Below are 17,958 nucleotides of genomic sequence, written 5' to 3' on the forward strand. Positions count from 1 at the left end.
CGATCTGCTTGATACCGCCCGACGAGCCGATGCCTTGGTAGTTCACCTTGCCGCCGCCCGACTTTTGATAGGCATCCGCCCATTTCGTGTAGATCGGTGCTGCAAAGGTGCTGCCCGCGCCAGTGATATCGGCAGCGTGGGCGAGCGAAGCGAACAGTGCACAGGCGGCAACAACAAGAATCCGGTTTTTCATGACGACTCCATTCTTTTCGTGACAATTACAGCGTCGGCACGATAGGCGCGGAATATTTCAAAACCGTGAAACATGGGTAATTCGCTTCAAAGAATAATCCTCGACGCAGAGCCAGCATATTTAACTCATGAACTTGCTTAGGCGAACCTTAAGAAAGCGCCATGAATCCATGGTTTTTTGAATATTTTCTATCGCGCAAATCATTACAGATTGAACTGAAGATCACGTCGAGCGATCAGAAACGGCGAACTGAATGTTGTCGAATTATTAGGCTATTTTTACAATTATAAATTCACTTTTATGTGCCATGTAACTAAGTTTCTCTTAATAGTTGCGTTGTTATCGTGATGTCCGCTTACACAGTGCGTGCTGCTTCGATCATGAGACGCCGCTATCCAATACATCGCTCGTCCATTCGTTTGTCACCCAACTCCCTGCACATGGCCATCATTCAACGCAGTCTTGTTGCAACAGTCTGTTTGCTCATCGGCATTTCGGCTCAAGCAACAACTCCTCAGCCTGAGAAAACGCTGGCCATTCCCGGCGCCCCGCTTGCGAGCTTCGATATTGGCTTTGCCAGCCACGGTCTCTATGCGCTCGCGGATCGCTCGAATGCGTCCGTCGATCTGTTCGATACTCACACGCTTCGCTTCGAAGGGCGGCTGACGGGCTTTACCGGTGAGAAGGCGACCGATATGTCCGGGCCGAATGGCATCGTCATCGTCGGCAAGAAGATTTGGGCAGGAGACGGAAATAGCGATATCAAGGTCATCGATATTGCGTCGAAGAAGACGCTCGCGACGGTCTCGACCGGCGGCAGCAAGCGTGTTGACGAGCTGGCTTACGATCCTCAGGAGCAGTTGATTGCCGCCGCCAACAACGCTGACGATCCCCCTTTCGTCACGCTGATTTCAGCGCGAGCGCCCTACGATGTGAGGGCTAGACTCTTGCTGCCCCAAGCCACGGACGGCATCGAGCAGCCCGTCTGGGAACCGGCGACCAGGAAGCTGTTGCTTGCGGTGCCCGTACTCGACGGACACAAGGATGACGGCGGCATCGCCGTGATCGATCCGCGCAGCGCGAAGCTGGAGCGCATGATTCACGTCGCGCGCTGCATGCCCGCAGGACTGGCAGCGGGTCCGGATGGCCAAATCCTGGTCGGGTGCAGTAACGATGCTGTCGAAGCCGGATTTCCGGCCAAGTCGCTGCTGATCGATTCGCGTACTGGCACCGTCACTGCTTCACTCGACCAGGTCGGCGGTTCCGATGAAGTCTGGTATGACGCCAGCTCCGGGCGCTATGGTCTGGCCGCCGTCGCCAACCCCGGCGGCCCAGTGATGGGATTCGTCGACGCACACAGCAAGCGCTGGCTGGGCAATATCCCGACGGGCAAAGCGGCGCATTCGATTGCCGCCGACGACCACAAGTTTTTTGTGCCTGTTGCGGCAGGCGACACGACCTGCACGAGCGGTTGCGTCAGGGTATATCGTTAGTCCGTTGATACCGGGCAGGCTACGCGTATCGAGGCAGCGCCTCGATACGCTTTTCAGCAACGCGGCAACTCATTGCGATTTATGTGCAATTGGCCTGGGCTACCCGCTTGTGCCGGGCTGACTACTTGCAACGCTCGTCACCTGGTTCGCGAATCGCCCAATTCACGGCTGCGTCGAAAAGCGCGTTGCCATTGGCGCTGAGCTTTTCAAACGAGCGATTACCGAGAAACAGCGCGACACGACGCGCGGGCGCGACGAAATCGTAGTCCATAGTCGCCCCCTTCTCGTAAGCGAAAACCACCGCATGGGTCGGTTCGCCAGCGATGGTCGCAATGATTGTCGCGCCCGGCCCAGGCTTGCCCCATCCGATTTCGTCGTCTCGCGGATAGACCCAGCGCTTTCCGGCCGGCACGCCGCCCGCGAGCGGGCTCGGTGCATTCACAACGTTCACGTAGTGCTCTTTCACGACCTCGCCGAAGTCCTCGCCCTTTTTCTGACCGGTGAAGCGCAGCGAATCGAACAGATCCGATTCCCACGTCAAGAGTGGGACAGGGACGTCGCGAAACGGCGTCCCGACCATATCGCGCGCGCTGACTACCGACGAGATGATGACCAGGTCTTCGCCTTTCGCAGCCGAAACCGGCGCATCCTCGTCGACGAGTTTGACGACCATTCCGCGTTGCTCCAGATGCGCGACCACCTTGTCGTCTTCTTCCCGGTCGCGATGATTGAGTCGGGTAACGTACAGCACGTTCTTGCCGGTCGTGACTGCATCGGCGCCCGGCCCCGCTTCGCGAGGCGCCGCCGCGGCAGCCGTGCCTGCACCACCCAACGCGAGCAACGCAGCGAGCAACGAGGCCACCCGCAGTAGCGTGCCTCGCGACCCGCGCGACGCTGTGACGCGCGAACGCAATGACAGATTCATATTCATGGTTGTTCTCCTATCAGAAATCGATTGTCGAGGTCAACGAGATGGTCCGTTCGAGCCCAATACCCAATTGACTCGATCCCGCCGACGCCCAGTAGTGTTTGTTGAACGCATTCTCGACATTCAACTGAAACGTGGCGTTGCGTCCAAACAGACTCGTCTCGTAGCGAGCGCCAGCGGAGAACAGCGTGTAGCCGGGGATATAGGCCTGATTCGCGTCGTTGATCGGACGCTGGCCTACGAAATACGCACCGCCGTTGATCGAAAAGCCATAAAGATGCGGCACTCGATAATTCAGAAATACGCTGCCGGTGTAACGCGGTGTGTTTTCCGGGCGCTTGCCGAGCGTGGTGGAATCGGTGCTGTCGACGAGCGTCGCATCGAGCCACATTCCGGTCGTGACGATCGAGAGATCGCGCGTGATGTCGCCCTGATACGAAAACTCGATACCTCGATAGCGGCCCACACCGTTCAGGGCGTAGACGCCGTCAGCATCCGTGCTTGCAGACGGTTGCCGAATCTGGAACGCAGCGATCGACGCCAGGGCGCCGTTATTGAAGCGATGCCTCAGGCCGACTTCCACTTGTTTGCTCACCGCCGCGGGCAGAATCTGATACGCGTTTGTGGCCGTCGCGGGCGCAGTGCCAGCAGACTCAAGCCCTTCGATATAGCTCGCGTAGACGCTCGTTCTCGGCGTGAGCTTGTACACGATGCTCGCCGACGGCGACGTGTGGTTCACATCCTGCGTGACCGTTTTCGCTTGCGTAGCGTGATAGGACGAATACCGCACGCCCGCCGTGAAGTCGAGATGCTTCGTCAAGCCGATGCGGTCGAAAAGGTAGGCGCCCTGGTTACTGATGTGCTGCGCGTAAAAGGCCTTCGACGAACCTGGCGTCAAACTCGTGATACTGATCGGCTCATACAGATTCTGCGTCGCCGTGTAATAGTAAGTCGTGAAATCAGGCTGGAATAGCCAGTTTTCGTTGACGCCGAACGTGACGTCGTGCGTGACAGGCCCCGTGTCGAACAGGCCATTGATTTCCGCGCGCACATTCTTGTTCTCGTAGAACTGGCCATTCTGCTGGCTGCCCTGAACCTGGCCGGTTCCCGTATCGACGTTGTACTTCTGGAAAATCCAGAGCCATCGATTGCGTTGCGTGATCGATTGACCAATCGACACATTGGCGCTCCAGTTGTCGTTGATCAGATAGTCGGCGCGCAGAATCTGTGCAATTGCGGTGGATGTGGTGGGCTTGTCGTTCGGCACCAGCAATTTCGACGCGTCTGGCAGCGAGGGCAACGTGATGACGCCGTTGACGGCAGTGAGCGGCGTAATACCGGCCTGCTCGACCACACGCTGATCGATGTGCTCGAGGTCGTATTTGAGCGTCAATCGATTCGTCGGCTTCCAGTCGAGCGCGACGCTCTCGAACATGCGATAGCCGCGGTCGCCACTGATAGGCGTCTCGACATGTTCGGCCATCGCATTGACGCGAATACCGAACTGCTTGTCCGCACCGAAGCGCCGCGCAATATCGACGTGCGCGCCGACCGAACCATGCGAATCGACCAGCGTCGACACCGACGTCACCGGCGTGTCGCCCGCGCGCTTCATCACCATGTTGACGATCCCGGCCGGCGCCGCGAAGCCGTAGTACAACGCCGAAGCCCCCTTCAGCACTTCGACCCGCTCCTTATCCTCCATCGGCATCCAGATGTTGTTGTCGATGGGCAGTACGCCGTCGAGGTAATAGCTTTGACGGTTGTCCAGTGCAATGCCGCGAATGGAAAGCTGGTCATACGAAATACCGCTCAGCTGCTGGCGCGTGACGCCCGCTACATTGCGCAACGCGTCGTACAAACCCGTTGCGGCTTGCGCTTTCAGCACATCGCTCGTGACGACGCTCACGGTGGCAGGAACATCGAGCGCGTCGAGTCCGCGGTATTGACCCGTCTGAACGGTTTTCGGCGCGTAAGGGCTGACTGCCGACTCCTTCGCGGTCTTGACCACAATGGGCGCCAGCGTGGCCCCCTCTGCCGTCGCATTCGTCACGGTGGACGCCGACGCGGACGTGCTGGGAGCGGCAACCAGTTCGTCTCCGAAAGCGCGACCATCGGCGAACCCGCCATAGACGACCACAGACAGCGCAACGGCGATAGACCGGCGTCGTTTCAAGGTGGAGCGTTGCCGCGCCGAAGAGGCGCGACGGACCTGGCGAGAAGATCGATTCATGGCGGAGAAGGAGAAAATAACGAGCAAAGCTGCGCCATCGAACGTCTTGCGTTCGAATTGGCCGACACAGAGAAAATTGAAACAGGCAAGCCGTGGAAACGTCGTTCCACGCTTGCACCAAGGCGAAAATCGCCAAACGGCTAGCGGTTCAGCCTGAAGCGTGCACGACTGAACGTGCCACTGTCCGGTCGATTCCCTGCAATTGAGGCCCACGCATAGAAAGTAGGATTACTAATCGTCCTATCTGACAACATGAGCACACGTGCACGAGAACGCACCACACCACTCTGGCTGGTTTTCAGCAGTGAACAGCTCCGCTGACTGTCACGGAGGTCTGCTCGCTGCTAAAATGAGAATGGTTCGTATTTATACTTTAAAAATTCAGATTTGGCAATTCCCTCGCAAAATCAATGAGATGAACCGCGTTTAATGAACTTTATTTAATGTTCGGGGGACGTTTTGAGGGCTGTCCTGCCGATTTTTTGACGAGATTTCGCCATGCCAACAATACTTGTCGTCGAAGACGACGCGAAAACACTCCGCGAAATCAAGGCCGCGCTGGAGGATCACGGATATCTGGTCGAAACCGCGACGACGGGCGCGGAAGGACTCGCGTGCGCAACTTCGCGCAGCCTTGACGCGATCATTCTCGACCGGATGCTGCCAGGCGGGATGGATGGCCTCGAGGTGTTGGGCGCACTTCGCGACGCGGCATCAACAACGCCTGTGTTGATTCTCAGCGCACTATCGACCGTTGACGAGCGCGTGAAGGGATTGCGCACGGGCGGTGACGATTACCTCGTCAAGCCATTCGAATATATCGAGCTGACTGCCCGGCTCGATTCTTTGGTTCGTCGCGCGCAGACCTCTATCCAGGAACCAACGTATCGCATCGGCCAACTGCATGTCGACCTGGTCAGCCGCACTGTGCGATATGCAGGAAAGGAAGTCGAACTACTACCGCGCGAGTACCGGATTCTCGAGTATATGATCCGTCGCGAAGGGCAAGTGGTCAGCCGCACGATGCTGTTTGAAGCGGTCTGGAATTACCGCGTAGGCGAGCGCACCAATGTTATCGATGTACATATCAGTCGCCTGAGAAAGAAACTCGACCCGACGGCAACGGCGCCCATCATTCATACCGTTCGCGGATCTGGTTATGTCCTTCGTGCGCCTGATTGACCTTCGACGCACCACAAGCTTTCGGCTTTCGGTGCTATTCCTCGGCATCTTTGGCGGCATCTCGGTGCCTCTGTTCGCCTATCTGTATTTTTCGATTACCGGTTTCGAAACGAAGCGGGTGGATGACTGGCTAGGTCGCGAATACGTTGCCATGCAGCGCAGTTCACCAGCGAGACTGTCCGCTCTTTTCAATGTACTGGCTCAAAGCGACCCGGACCAGCAGCGCCCAAACGGTCTCTTCAAGAACGACGGTCAATATATCGCTGGCTCCTTGACCAGGCTGCCTCATGATATTGCCTCCGTGGGAGAGCCATTCACCATCCGTTTGCAGCAGGGACCCATCAATCAGACCGCGCGCTGTATTGCTGCGAATCTTCCGGGTAACCATATCGCGATGCGATGCCAGAACGCGCGCGAGCTGAACAGTTTCAACAGCGGCCTCGTCAAAGTGCTGTTGATAGGCGCGGCTATCGCCCTCGCAATTGGCCTGGTCGGTGCGGCGTTAATCGGACTGGGTTCACTTCGTCGCCTGGATGCCGTCACAGCGACAATCAGGCAAATCGTTGACGGAGACCTCTCGCAGCGTTTGCCGACGCATCGACGCCACGACGACCTCGAAAGCCTGGTACGAGTGGTCAACGGAATGCTCGACGAAATCGAGAGACTGATGAACGAAGTAAAAGGCGTCTGCGATGCGATCGCACACGACCTGCGTACGCCGCTAACGACGATGATTGCCGGGCTCGAGCGGGTGCAGCGGCGTGACCGGACGGTTGACGACTATCGTCAGGCGCTGAACGAAACCCTCATCGACGCCACGGACATGCTTCACACTTTCAACGCGCTGCTTCGAATATCGGAAATCGAAAGCGGTGTGCGCCGCGAATCGTTCGTGGAGGTCGATATGGCCGCGATCGTCAGTGACGTGTATGAATACTATGAGGCATCTGCGGAAGAAAAGCGCCTTACATACCGATGCGAAATCGAAGGCAATTGTGATTTTCACCTGAAAGGCGACCCGAATCTATTGTTCGAAGCGCTGGCCAATCTCATCGAGAATGCCATCAAATTTACGCCAACAGGAGGGCGGATCGTGGTCAGCCTGGTCCGCCTTGAAGGCCGCATTCAATTTTCTGTTCACGACAATGGCCCCGGCATCCCCGAAAACGAGCATCAAGCTGTGTTGCAGCGCTTTTATCGCGGCGAGACCAGCAGACATACTCCCGGAAACGGACTTGGGCTAAGCCTGTCGAATGCAGTCGCCGCAATGCACGGCATGACGCTGATATTCGATCGCGTCGCAAAAGGCTGCCGCGTTATGTTGATTGAAGCAGACGGAGCCGTCGACGTTCATGAGACCCGCATTCAAGGCAAGCGCACTGCAACACAATCCACCCAGAAAGCAACCTGGCAGTGAAACTTGCATGCGCCAATATCGGGCGCATCGGCCTCCTTCCGTGTGTTCGCTCAACTTCCTTAAGAAACGCTTAAGGAAATGCTCATTCGAAAAAAAACAACGGAGTAGTCGACGGCACCATTGAAATCGATGCCGCGAGCATCTTTTTCCTCATATGTATTGCGAACAGTTCTCATTCGCGCTATCGTTAACAAATTGAAAGGCACCGTCATCGCAAGAATTCATTAACAAAAACATAGACTTACGATCATGTCACTTCGGGTTCGTCAATCTCGTCAATCGCCACCGTCTTCCCGCAACGCCGCGCAATCACAGCACGCCTGGGCATACAAGCCGCTGGTTTCGGCCCTCCAGATTGCCCTCGCAACTGCTTGTAGTTTTTCGTTTAGTACCACTACGTATGCGCAGCTATCGGGGCAAACTGATTCGTCCAGCCCCGACCAGTCGAAAGCATTGCCAGCGGTGAAAGTGAACGCGAAGGCGACAGCCGACGAACTCCCCACCGCTTACGCGGGCGGCCAGGTTGCCACCGGTGGCCGTGTGGGCTTACTCGGTAACAAGAACGTGATGGACACGCCATTCAGCGTGAGCAGCTACACATCGAAGCGCATGCAGGACCAGCAGGCACAGACGCTGGCCGACGTGCTCAACAAAGATCCGTCGATTCGTTTCACCGGGCAGACCGGCGGCGTGACGGATTCGTTTTATATCCGAGGCTTTCCGATTAACGAAGGCAATGTCAGCGAATTTGCGTTCGATGGCGTGTATGGTGTCGTGCCGAATTATCACGTCTTCCCCGAGTACGTGGAGCGCGTGGAAGTTGTGAAGGGACCGGCCGCCCTGCTCTACGGCATGTCGCCCAATAGCGGCGTTGGCGGTGTGGTCAACGTGGTGCCGAAACGGCCGTTGGCGCAAGATCTCACACGCGTGGGCGTTGATTACACGTCGGATGCGCAGTTCGGCGAACATGTCGATCTGAGTCGGCGTTTCGGTAATGATCGCCAATTTGGTATTCGCTTCAACGGGCTGCATCGTCAAGGCAGCACGCCGCTCGACAATCAGCATTCGCGCTCGGAAGTGGGAGCGCTCTCGCTCGACTATCAGGGCGAGCGCCTTCGCGCGACGCTCGATTTCATCACGCAGTACCAATGGGTGGACGCACCGACGCGCCCCTTCCTGCTGACCTCCGGGCTGGCTGTGCCGTCCGCGCCCGATGGCGCGCGCAATGTCACGCAGTCGTGGGGCTGGTGGAAATCGCTAGATCAGTCGGTACTGCTGCACACCGAATACGACGCCAGCCGCAATGTCACGATCTTCGCCGATGCGGGCACCGCAAAGACGGACGTCTCGCGTCTGTCCGACCAGACGCCGACCATCCTCAACGCGGCCGGCGACACCCGCTCCACGCCGCAGAACTGGAAGTTCCAGGTCAATCGCTGGAGCGCCGATACGGGTGCCCGCGCCCACTTCGACACCGGGCCGGTTTCGCATCAGGTGACGTTGATGGCCAGCATCTACCGCGATCGCATTGCCAATGGCAGCAATTCCGGCTCGGCGATTCTCTCGAATATCTATTCGCCGATTGCAAGCCCGGAGCAGGACATCGCCTCGCCGTCGCGCGTGCCGAAAGTATCTTCGTCGCAACTTTATGGCGTGGCGCTGGCCGATACGCTCAGCGTCCTGAACGACCGCGTGCAATTGACCGCCGGTCTGCGCCAGCAGCAGATTGAATCGGACAACTTCAACACCAGCACGGGCGCGAAGTCGTCCTCATACGATAAGGGCGCGGTGACGCCACTGGTTGGCATCGTGTTCAAGCCTGTTCAATATGTGTCGCTTTACGCCAATTACGTCGAAGGCCTGAGCCGCGGCGATATCGCACCGACAACGGCGTCGAATGCGGGCCAGGTGTTCGCCCCTTACAAGGCGAAGCAGGAAGAATTCGGCGTCAAGCTGGACTATCACAGCGTCATGGCCACGTTGGCCGCGTTCCGTATCACGAAGCCGAGCGGCCAACTGTATGGCACCGTCTACGCAGTCGATAGCGAGCAGCGCAATCAGGGCCTCGAATTGACGTTCGCAGGTGAGCCGCTGAAGGGCGTCCGTCTGCTTGGCGGCGTGACCTATATCGATGCCGAACTTACGAAAACGAACAGCGCTTCGACCGTGGGCAATCGCCCCGTTGGCGTGCCGCGCTGGATGGCCAACCTGGGCACCGAGTGGGATCTGCCATGGGTGCATGGTCTGACGCTCACCGGTGGCATTAATTTCACTGGCCAGGAATACTTCGACCAGGCCAACAAGCAGTCTGTGCCCTCATGGACGACCGTCGATATCGGCGCACGCTACACCACGCCGATTTACGGAAAATCGACTACGTTCCGCGCTGGCCTGCTCAACGTCTTCAATCGCAATTACTGGTCGGGCGTAGCCTCGTACGGAACGATCTCGCTCGGCGCGCCGCGTACGGTGTTCGCATCGGCGAGCGTGGACTTCTGATTTTGAACCTCTGGCGGAGATGAGAATGCAAAGTGATGTGCTGCTCGAATTGAACAACCCCAACGATGCCTGCCTGTCGCCGCCCTTAACGCTTGCGCCTTTACTCGGCGAGGAACTGCGCCATTTGCTGCAGGATCCGCAGACCTCGCTGGCTGCCTTGACGCAGCAATATGGCTCGCCGCTCAACGTGGTCGTGCCTCAGGCGCTCGCCGGCAACGTCGAGCGTCTTCGGACGGTCTTCCGCCGTCATGGCGTGACGCACGAAATCTTCTATGGCGCCAAGGTCAACAAATCGCCGGCCCTTGTTCGGGCCGCGGTCGATGCGGGTGTCGGCGTGGACGTGTCGAGCATCTACGAGATGCGCGACGCGCTGCATGCCGGTATCGAACCACGCAATCTTTGCGCAACCGGACCGGCAAAAACCCGCGTCTTTCACATGGCGCTCGTGGCCAATCGAGCGCTGATTTCCGTCGATTCCGTCGAGGAACTGGACGATATCGAAGCTATTGCTCGCGAAGTACAACCGGAACAACCTGTACGTGTTCTGCTACGGTATAAACCGGCCGATTCGCAGGCAAGCCGGTTTGGTCTTGAGCAGGCCCAGCTTTTTTATTTACTCAAACGTTTGGCATACCTAAAAAATATCATTTCGTTTGAAGGTTTCCACTTTCATCTCGCCGGCTATCGTCACGAACCTCGGGTGGCGGCGCTCACACAACTCGTATCGTTAGTCGAAGCCGCACGTGAAATGGGATTGAATCCAGCCATGATCGATATCGGCGGCGGCCTGCCTGTTCGCTATGTCGATCAGGAGCGCTATCGCGCTTACCTCGAAGGGCAGAACCCGACGCACTATCGCAATGCGTCGGTCCCCCGCTCCTTTTATCCCTATGGCGGCGCAATAGATGCAGCCACATGGCTCGATCGACTGCTTGCCTCGCCCTGTATCAAAGGCTTATCGGTTGCGGGTTATCTGAAGTCCCAGCAACTCACGCTGGCCATCGAACCAGGGCGCAGTCTCGCCGACCAGGCTGCGCTTTCCGTGTTTCGCATCACGCGTGTCAAATCGCTTGCGGACAATGAAGCTGTGATTTTCGCCGAGGGCAGCAGCTTCAGCGCCTGCGAAACCTGGTTCGGTTCCGAATTCCTGATCGATCCGCAGCATGTGCCGCTTTCCGATGCGCCCGGACGCCAATCCGGGCCGGTGCGCGCCTGGGTTGCCGGTCATAGCTGCCTGGACGAAGACGTCATTTCCAATCGCCTGATTGATTTTTCCGTGTATCCGCATGCGGGCGATCTGCTGGTCTATGCCAACACGGCTGGCTACCAGATGGATCTGCTCGAAAACGAGTTTCATCGTCATCCCATGCCACGTCGCATCGCGGCGACGTTCGACGCGCGCGGCCAGATGACTTTCTCACCCGACGATCGAATGGAGGAACGCCATGATTTTGAATAAAGTCACTGACCTGATTGGCAACACGCCGATTCTTTGTCTCGATGTCCCCGGTAAGCACGCACGCCTGCTCTTGAAAGTCGAAAAGAACAATCCTGGCGGCAGTATCAAGGATCGCATGGCCCGCAACATGATCGTGGCTGCGCTGAAATCCGGTCGATTGAGTCCGGGCGGCGTGGTGGTCGAATCGTCGTCGGGCAATACGGGCATTGGGCTGGCGATAGCTGCGGTCGAATTCGGCCTGCGGTTTATCGCGGTGGTCGATCACCATGCGGCGCCCGACAAAATCGCTGTCATGCAGGCGCTGGGCGCGGAAATCCGCTATGTGGAAGGCCACTATCGCGAGGACGAGGTCGCCGTGGTCGAGCGGCAACGCATGGCTGCGGCACTGGCCAGCGAGATCCCGGGCGCGGTGTTCATGAACCAGTCGGACAATGCAGCCAATGCAGGCGGCTATTCGGAATTCGTGCGGGAAGTCGTCAGCGAAATCGGCGGTATCGATGCCTACGTGGGATGCGTCGGCACGGGAGGTTCGATGACCGGCATCGCGCGCGGACTCAAAGTCCACAATCCGCAAACGAAAACGATAGCTGTCGAACCGGAGGGCTCGATCGTATTCGGACAACCTGGTCATCCTTACTATCAATCCGGAACTGGCACACCGGCCGGCGACACGGTCGGACTGGTGCTGGATTACAGCTGCATCGACATGGGTGTGCAGGTATCCGATTCCCACGCGTTCGAAACCGCTCGCTATATCGCGCGACGCACCGGCCTGCTCGTGGGTGGATCGACGGGCGGCGTGATCTACAAGGCGCTGGAATTCATTCATAGCGGTGTGATTCGCGGCAATGTCGTGGCGGCTGTGGCAGATGGCGGCGAAAAATATCTGCATACCGTCTTCAGCGAAAACTGGCTCGAGGAGCGCAGTCTTCTCGATCCGCGCGTCTGGGAACGCCTCGACGGCTGGCTCGGCCAGGCAGACGCCGAAGAAGCGCCGCGCGAAGTGCCACGCCTGCACGCGGTCCACGCCGCATGAGCGCCGCTGCAACGGTTGACCCGCTCAACGTGGTGGTGTGCGGCGGCGGTCGCACAGGGCACCTCGCAGCGGTGCTGTTCGCTCGCCTGCCAGGCGTGCACGTCACCCTCTACACCAACAATCCCGCCGTGGTGGAAAACTACCAGCACGACGAAGGCGTGACTGCCATCCTGCCCGACGGAACCCGTTGTTCGGCGCAGCTCGACGCGGTGACAAGCGATCCCGGAGCAGCGTGCCGCGAGGCAGACATCGTCATCGTCACTGTTCCGGCCCACGTGCGGCCACAACTGCTGGAGCAGATCGCGTCCGGCCTGCCCTCGCACAAGCCGGTCTATGTGGGCGCGATTCCGGGATTTTGCGGCTTCGACTGGCTTGCCGAGAAAACGTTTGCCGATCGCGATAACGTGGTCATCTGGGGCATGAAGGACGTCCCGCATATTGCGTCCGATCTGTGTCCAGGCGTGTCGGTCAGAATGGGCGGCGCGAAAAGCGCCCTCTACGCCGCGACGCATTCGCGCGAAAGCAAGCACGCGCGCGAGGCGTTGCTCAGGCATCTTTCCCGGCTCTATGAAGCGAGCGTCGAATTGCTGGGCGACTACCTTGAAATCACGCTGACGCCCGGCAATCCGATCATGCACAGTTCGGTTCTTTACGGACTGATCGGACCCTACGGGCAATGGCACGAAACAACGTTCGCCCAATCGCTTTGCTGGTGGTCCGATTGCCCCGAACTCGGCGCGTATTTTCTCGAACGCAGCGACGAAGAGAATCAACGGCTCTGCAAGGCACTCGAACAGCGCCTCGATATCGACCTGTCATCGGTCAAGCCGTTGAAACAGGAAATTGTCGAGGCGTACGAGGAGCAGATTGCCGATCCGCGCACCATGCTCTCGGTGCTACGCACGAACCAGGCATACGACGCCATCGCGTTGCCGCTCGTGCACGAAGCACATCGCGACGGTTATGTCATCGATCGCGAACACCGCGCTTTTCACGAGGACGTAGCGTTTGGCCTTTCATTGCTCGTGGAAATGGGCCGCCGTCTCAACGTGCGTCTGCCGCATATCGAAGAAGTCTTTCAATGGAATGTGTCGTATATGCAGGGCCTGCGCAGGTCCGCACTCGACTACTTTCCTGAATCCTGGCCAGCCTGAAGGCGGAGTTTCATGAAATCCAATCTCTCCATTTTGCAGTCCAATCACGCGTTTTACGCCGAACACCGGCAAGACGCGGAAGATGCAGCGCGACGCAACGCGGTGCGACGTCTCGTGCGCTGCCTCTTTGCCGAAGGCATCCTCGATGCCCGGGCTCTCGAATTCTCAGCCGATGGACGCGGTGCGTCGCTTGCGTTAGCGAATCGCAATGCCCGGCTGCTTTTCACCGATCTCGAAGCGGCCCCTGCGAACACGTTCATCAATAACGGCGAACTGGTTCTTGCCGATGCCGACGGTACTCGCACCACCCTCAATCAGCCGGACCGGTTGATCGATGCGTTGTGCCCTTCTTTCGACTTCAAACCGGGCGACGACGGCGTCGCGGGTCTCAAAGCGGATATCGCCAATAGCGTCGCCAACGACGCGCTCGCACGTATCTATCGCGATGCCTGGAACGCGGATCTGCGCGAGCGCATCCGCGTGGCAGGATCAGGCGGCTTGCTGGGCTACATGCGCAAACATCTGAGCGTGCGTCAGGCCGCGGTGGAACTCGACCAATGGGGCTCGCTCGAAGGTCATCCGTTCTATCCCACGTGGAAGAGCAAGCCCGATCTCGATGCGGAGGAAGTCGCCGCGCTGTCGCCGGAATTCAACGCCCTTGTCAATGTGCGCGTTGCCGCGTTGCGCCGCGATATGGCCTACATCGAGCGAATGCCGCATGTAGAGAGCGTGCAGACCTGGTTCGCCGCCAACTTTCCCAACGTGTGGACGCGCTGGCGAGACGGCCTGAACGAACAGGGACTCGACGAGCACGACTGGCTGCCGCTGCCCATTCATAGCTGGCATCTCGAACACTTCGTTCGCCATGAATATGCCGCTGAACTGGAGGAAGGCATTCTGCTGCTCGATGGCCCGGATATCGAAACCTGGCCCACCATGTCGTTCCGCACGATGATGCCGCGTCTGCCCGGTCCGGTGCCGTTCATCAAATTGCCGGTTGCTCTCTGGCTCACAAGCGAGCAGCGCACACTGCAGGCAAAGTCGATTCATATGGGGCCGCGAATCAGCTGGCTCATGAAACGCATCCTCGCCGATGAGCGAGGTTTTGACGGCACGCTCGAAGCCTTTCCTGAAGAAGCCGCGTTCCATTACAGGCACGCTGTGCGTCAGGAGGACCGGCCCGGACGCCATCTATCCGTGGCATTCCGCGCGAGCGCCGAAGCACTGGACCGTACGGACGCGCTGCTGCCTGTCACAGTGGCGGCACTGTTCACGGCCTCGCCGGTGGACGGCCGTCCGCTCGTGACCGAACTCGTTGAAATGCAGTCGGGCACGCCCGCCGCTACATCGACCGTCGAAACCTGGTTCCGCAACTATGTTCGAGCTGTCGTGCATCCCGTCGTCGGCATCTATCTGCTCTATGGCATCGCGCTGGAAGCACACCAGCAAAATACCTCAGTGCTATTCGACGAAATCGGCATGCCGCGTAAAATGCTGATCCGCGATTTTGGCGACGGACGCACCTACGCGCCGCTGCTCAACGCCCGCGGCTATGAATTGAAGCCATACGTGCACCCGGGCATTCTGCCAACCGTATTTGATCAGGATATCGAACCTGTTCGCGCTTTCGTACTCGACGCCTGCTTCGTGTGTCATCTGCACGAACTCGCGCTGGCGTTGACGCGCGAATACGCACTGACGTCGGATCAACTCTGGCGTGTCATTCGCGAAGAAACCGCGCGTGCATTCGATGCGTTCTCATCTCGCGTGGAGCCTACGTTGTGGGCGCGCGAACTCGACGCGTTCCTCGAACAGCCCTGGCCAACGCGTTCGGTTCTGCGTATGCACCTCCTCAAGTATGCAGATTATCGTCTTCAGCACGATTTGCCGAATCCGCTGCCTGAGTTGGTCGAGGAGCAATAACTCATGATGAATGTCTCTGTCGCGCCCGAGCGCGCGGCACGCCTCATACACGTGCTGTTCGCGATTCAACTCGTATCGATGGGCGCGATGGAAATGAGCGGGCCCTTCTGGCCGCTGCATCTCAAGGAACTCAGCCACTCGGCGTTCGAATCGGGCTTTGCGGGCGTCGCGGTCTACGTCGGGCCGATGCTCGGTATCATGCTGACTAGCGCTTTCTGGGGCCGCATAGGCGATCGCACCGGACATAAGCTGATGATGATCCGCGCGCTCATCGGCCTTTCGCTCACCCAGTTTGCGCTGGCGTGGGCAAGCGATGTCTGGTCGATACTCGCGCTGCGCTTTCTGCAAGGCGCATGCGCGGGTTATATCGCACCCGCGCAGACTTACGGTGTTGGCATTATCGATCCATTGCGTCGTGGACGGCTCTTCGCGTATCTGCAGGTCTCGACGAATCTCGGCTCCCTGGTGGGCGCTGTCTTCGGTGGCGTCATCCTCGACCATTCGACTTTCGTCTGGATCAATATTGTTGCTGGCGTGTTGTGCCTGGCCAGTGCGCTTGCCGTCGCAACGATCCTGCCTGATGTCCGCTCTTCGCGTCCAAACGCGAGCGTGCAACCAGAAAAACAAGCCCTCGAACGCGGCGCCTCGCCGTGGCGCGGGACACCGATCGCCGGGCTTCTTGGCGTAATCGGCCTGCTGTTGATCAGCCGGATGTTCACGCAAACGCCGTTCTCGCTCTACGTCCGCACGACATTCAACGTCGACAACTGGGTAGTCGGTTTCTGCTACGGCATGCTGGCGTTCGGCTTTGTTGTTTCGGCCGCGCTGTGGGCACGTTTCTTTGAACAGCGTAGCCTTGCCGAAACATTGCGGCGCATGACCGGCATCGCGTTGGGCTGCTGTGCGCTGACGCTTGGCGCGGCACTCACACGAAGCGTCGAAGTGTTCGTCGCAATCCATTTTCTGTGGGGGATGTTGCTGGGCGCCACCACGCCTGTGCTGATGTCGCTGATTTCGCGGGCAGCCAGCGGTTCGCAGCAAGGCTATGTGCTCGGCGTGGCGCAGAGTACGACGCAACTGGCATCCATTCTGGGTATCGCCCTGGGCGGGTGGTTGACGGATGCGGCCGGGCTTCGCTACACGTACGTATTCGTCGGTGTCGCCTACGCCATGGCAACCGCCCTCATTTTGACGCTTGTGCGTGAGCGGCCCGCATCGATTCGTGCGCCAACAGAAGCGAGGGACACACCATGCTGAACGTAGAACAGTTGCGAGCAGACACTCCCGGGACCGCCGACGTCGTTCATTTGAACAACGCTGGCGCGAGCTTGATGCCGAATGTCGTGATCGATACCGTCATGGCGCACCTGCAATGCGAAACCCGTATTGGCGGCTATGAGGCAGCCGCCGCTGCTGATGCACGGCTTGAAGACGTCTATGCGTCGATTGCGCGACTCATCGGCGCGATGCCAGACGAAATCGCCGTTGTCGAAAATGCCACGCGCGCATGGGACATGGTGTTCTATTCGCTGCCGCTCAAGTTAGGCGACATCGTTTTGACGTCCACAACGGAATATGCTGGCAACTTTATTCCGTACCTGCAACTGAAGCGGCGCCTGGGCATTGAGATCGTCGTCGTGGAGAACGATCCGGGCGGCCAGATCTGCATGGATGATCTGCGACGCAAGCTTCAGCATCCGCGCGCGAAACTCGTCACGTTGCCTGTCATCGGCACGAATGGCGGCCCGGTTCAACCTGTCGAGGCGATCGGTAAGGAAGCCCGGCAGGCAGGCGCATGGTTCCTGCTCGATGCCTGCCAGGGCATCGGACAACTACCGCTCGACGTGCAGAAGATCGGCTGTCATGCACTCACGGCAACCAGCCGGAAATACCTGCGCGGACCGCGCGGCATGGGTTTCCTGTACGTCGAGCGCGACCTGTGCTCGCAACTGGAGCCAGCATTCCTCGACTTGCACGCCGCGCATCTACGCGGCCCCGATTCGTTTGAGCTCCGCAACGGTGCGCGACGGTTCGAGAACTGGGAATGCAACATCGCGGCCAAACTCGGCATGGGCGCGGCGGTCGAGTACGCGCTATCGATCGGCATGGATGCGATCTGGACGAGGATTCAAATGCTCGCGCACGCACTTCGTGCCCAGTTGCGCGACGTCGACGGCGTGCGGTTGCAGGACGTCGGCGCGATTCAATCCGGCATCGTCACGTTCACTTGCGACGGTATCGATCCCGACGACATCAAGCGCAAGCTCGCAAGCCTGCCAGAGAGAATCAACGTTTCCTGTTCGACCGACACATCGACGATGCTGGACATGCGCGCACGCGGCCTGAAATCGGTCGTACGAGCTTCCGTGCACGCCTATAACGTGCAGGATGAAATCGACGCACTCGTTTATGCCATCAATGAAATCTCTCTCCGGAGATAA

Annotated in this window: 12 protein-coding genes and 1 pseudogene; 10 read left to right on the forward strand and 3 right to left on the reverse strand. The window is 58.7% G+C overall.

Features of this window, described 5'->3' with window-relative positions; translation table 11 throughout:
• A pseudogene (locus G3N59_RS29400) lies at window positions 1–193 on the reverse strand (substrate-binding domain-containing protein); the annotation flags it as partial.
• 440 nt (window positions 194–633) lie between these two features.
• On the opposite strand from G3N59_RS29400, the gene G3N59_RS29405 reads away from it, so the two are divergent.
• Window positions 634–1,686, forward strand: a complete 1,053-nt coding sequence (locus tag G3N59_RS29405) for a cytochrome C nitrite reductase (protein ID WP_241024388.1) — start codon at window positions 634–636, stop codon at window positions 1,684–1,686.
• 121 nt (window positions 1,687–1,807) lie between these two features.
• On the opposite strand, the gene G3N59_RS29410 is transcribed toward G3N59_RS29405, so the two are convergent.
• Entirely contained in the window at window positions 1,808–2,617 is an 810-nt protein-coding gene (locus G3N59_RS29410; protein ID WP_241024390.1) for a hypothetical protein, read from the reverse strand.
• A gap of 13 nt (window positions 2,618–2,630) precedes the next feature.
• The gene (locus G3N59_RS29415; RefSeq protein ID WP_241024392.1) at window positions 2,631–4,790 is read right to left on the reverse strand and encodes a TonB-dependent siderophore receptor; all 2,160 of its coding nucleotides are present in this window, start codon (window positions 4,788–4,790) and stop codon (window positions 2,631–2,633) included.
• 555 nt (window positions 4,791–5,345) lie between these two features.
• Here G3N59_RS29415 and G3N59_RS29420 point away from each other — a divergent pair.
• The 9 genes from G3N59_RS29420 (at window position 5,346) to G3N59_RS29460 (ending at window position 17,958) form a co-directional block, all read left to right on the forward strand.
• On the forward strand, window positions 5,346–6,029 hold the full coding sequence (locus G3N59_RS29420) for a response regulator transcription factor (RefSeq protein WP_205986348.1): 684 nt from the start codon (window positions 5,346–5,348) through the stop codon (window positions 6,027–6,029).
• Window positions 6,007–7,446, forward strand: coding sequence for an ATP-binding protein (locus G3N59_RS29425; protein ID WP_205986349.1), 1,440 nt, complete (start codon window positions 6,007–6,009; stop codon window positions 7,444–7,446). The genes G3N59_RS29420 and G3N59_RS29425 overlap by 23 nt, the downstream gene beginning before the upstream one ends.
• A 249-nt stretch (window positions 7,447–7,695) precedes the next feature.
• On the forward strand, window positions 7,696–9,945 hold the full coding sequence (locus G3N59_RS29430) for a TonB-dependent siderophore receptor (RefSeq protein ID WP_205986350.1): 2,250 nt from the start codon (window positions 7,696–7,698) through the stop codon (window positions 9,943–9,945).
• A gap of 25 nt (window positions 9,946–9,970) precedes the next feature.
• The gene (locus G3N59_RS29435) at window positions 9,971–11,404 is read left to right on the forward strand and encodes a Y4yA family PLP-dependent enzyme (RefSeq protein ID WP_205986351.1); all 1,434 of its coding nucleotides are present in this window, start codon (window positions 9,971–9,973) and stop codon (window positions 11,402–11,404) included.
• Window positions 11,391–12,440 (forward strand): cysteine synthase family protein, encoded by a 1,050-nt coding sequence (locus G3N59_RS29440; RefSeq protein ID WP_205986352.1) that lies wholly within the window; start codon window positions 11,391–11,393, stop codon window positions 12,438–12,440. The genes G3N59_RS29435 and G3N59_RS29440 overlap by 14 nt, the downstream gene beginning before the upstream one ends.
• Complete coding sequence (locus tag G3N59_RS29445; RefSeq protein WP_205986353.1) at window positions 12,437–13,594, forward strand: NAD/NADP-dependent octopine/nopaline dehydrogenase family protein; 1,158 nt, start codon at window positions 12,437–12,439, stop codon at window positions 13,592–13,594. Before G3N59_RS29440 ends, G3N59_RS29445 begins: the two co-directional genes overlap by 4 nt.
• Before the next feature lie 12 nt (window positions 13,595–13,606).
• Window positions 13,607–15,517, forward strand: a complete 1,911-nt coding sequence (locus tag G3N59_RS29450) for an IucA/IucC family siderophore biosynthesis protein (protein WP_205986354.1) — start codon at window positions 13,607–13,609, stop codon at window positions 15,515–15,517.
• Window positions 15,518–15,520: 3 nt separating this feature from the next.
• Complete coding sequence (locus G3N59_RS29455; protein WP_205986355.1) at window positions 15,521–16,774, forward strand: MFS transporter; 1,254 nt, start codon at window positions 15,521–15,523, stop codon at window positions 16,772–16,774.
• Window positions 16,768–17,958 (forward strand): aminotransferase class V-fold PLP-dependent enzyme, encoded by a 1,191-nt coding sequence (locus G3N59_RS29460; RefSeq protein ID WP_205986356.1) that lies wholly within the window; start codon window positions 16,768–16,770, stop codon window positions 17,956–17,958. Before G3N59_RS29455 ends, G3N59_RS29460 begins: the two co-directional genes overlap by 7 nt.

The organism is Paraburkholderia sp. Ac-20340, assembly GCF_017104965.1.
Lineage (GTDB): Bacteria > Pseudomonadota > Gammaproteobacteria > Burkholderiales > Burkholderiaceae > Paraburkholderia.

What these genes read in the sequence shown, in the direction of transcription:
- G3N59_RS29405 (WP_241024388.1), top strand. Translation starts at nt 634, where the DNA reads ATGGCCATCATTCAACGCAGTCTTGTTGCAACAGTCTGTTTGCTCATC.
- G3N59_RS29410 (WP_241024390.1), bottom strand. Translation starts at nt 2,617, where the DNA reads ATGAATATGAATCTGTCATTGCGTTCGCGCGTCACAGCGTCGCGCGGG.
- G3N59_RS29420 (WP_205986348.1), top strand. Translation starts at nt 5,346, where the DNA reads ATGCCAACAATACTTGTCGTCGAAGACGACGCGAAAACACTCCGCGAA.
- G3N59_RS29425 (WP_205986349.1), top strand. Translation starts at nt 6,007, where the DNA reads ATGTCCTTCGTGCGCCTGATTGACCTTCGACGCACCACAAGCTTTCGG.
- G3N59_RS29430 (WP_205986350.1), top strand. Translation starts at nt 7,696, where the DNA reads ATGTCACTTCGGGTTCGTCAATCTCGTCAATCGCCACCGTCTTCCCGC.
- G3N59_RS29435 (WP_205986351.1), top strand. Translation starts at nt 9,971, where the DNA reads ATGCAAAGTGATGTGCTGCTCGAATTGAACAACCCCAACGATGCCTGC.
- G3N59_RS29440 (WP_205986352.1), top strand. Translation starts at nt 11,391, where the DNA reads ATGATTTTGAATAAAGTCACTGACCTGATTGGCAACACGCCGATTCTT.
- G3N59_RS29445 (WP_205986353.1), top strand. Translation starts at nt 12,437, where the DNA reads ATGAGCGCCGCTGCAACGGTTGACCCGCTCAACGTGGTGGTGTGCGGC.
- G3N59_RS29450 (WP_205986354.1), top strand. Translation starts at nt 13,607, where the DNA reads ATGAAATCCAATCTCTCCATTTTGCAGTCCAATCACGCGTTTTACGCC.
- G3N59_RS29455 (WP_205986355.1), top strand. Translation starts at nt 15,521, where the DNA reads ATGATGAATGTCTCTGTCGCGCCCGAGCGCGCGGCACGCCTCATACAC.
- G3N59_RS29460 (WP_205986356.1), top strand. Translation starts at nt 16,768, where the DNA reads ATGCTGAACGTAGAACAGTTGCGAGCAGACACTCCCGGGACCGCCGAC.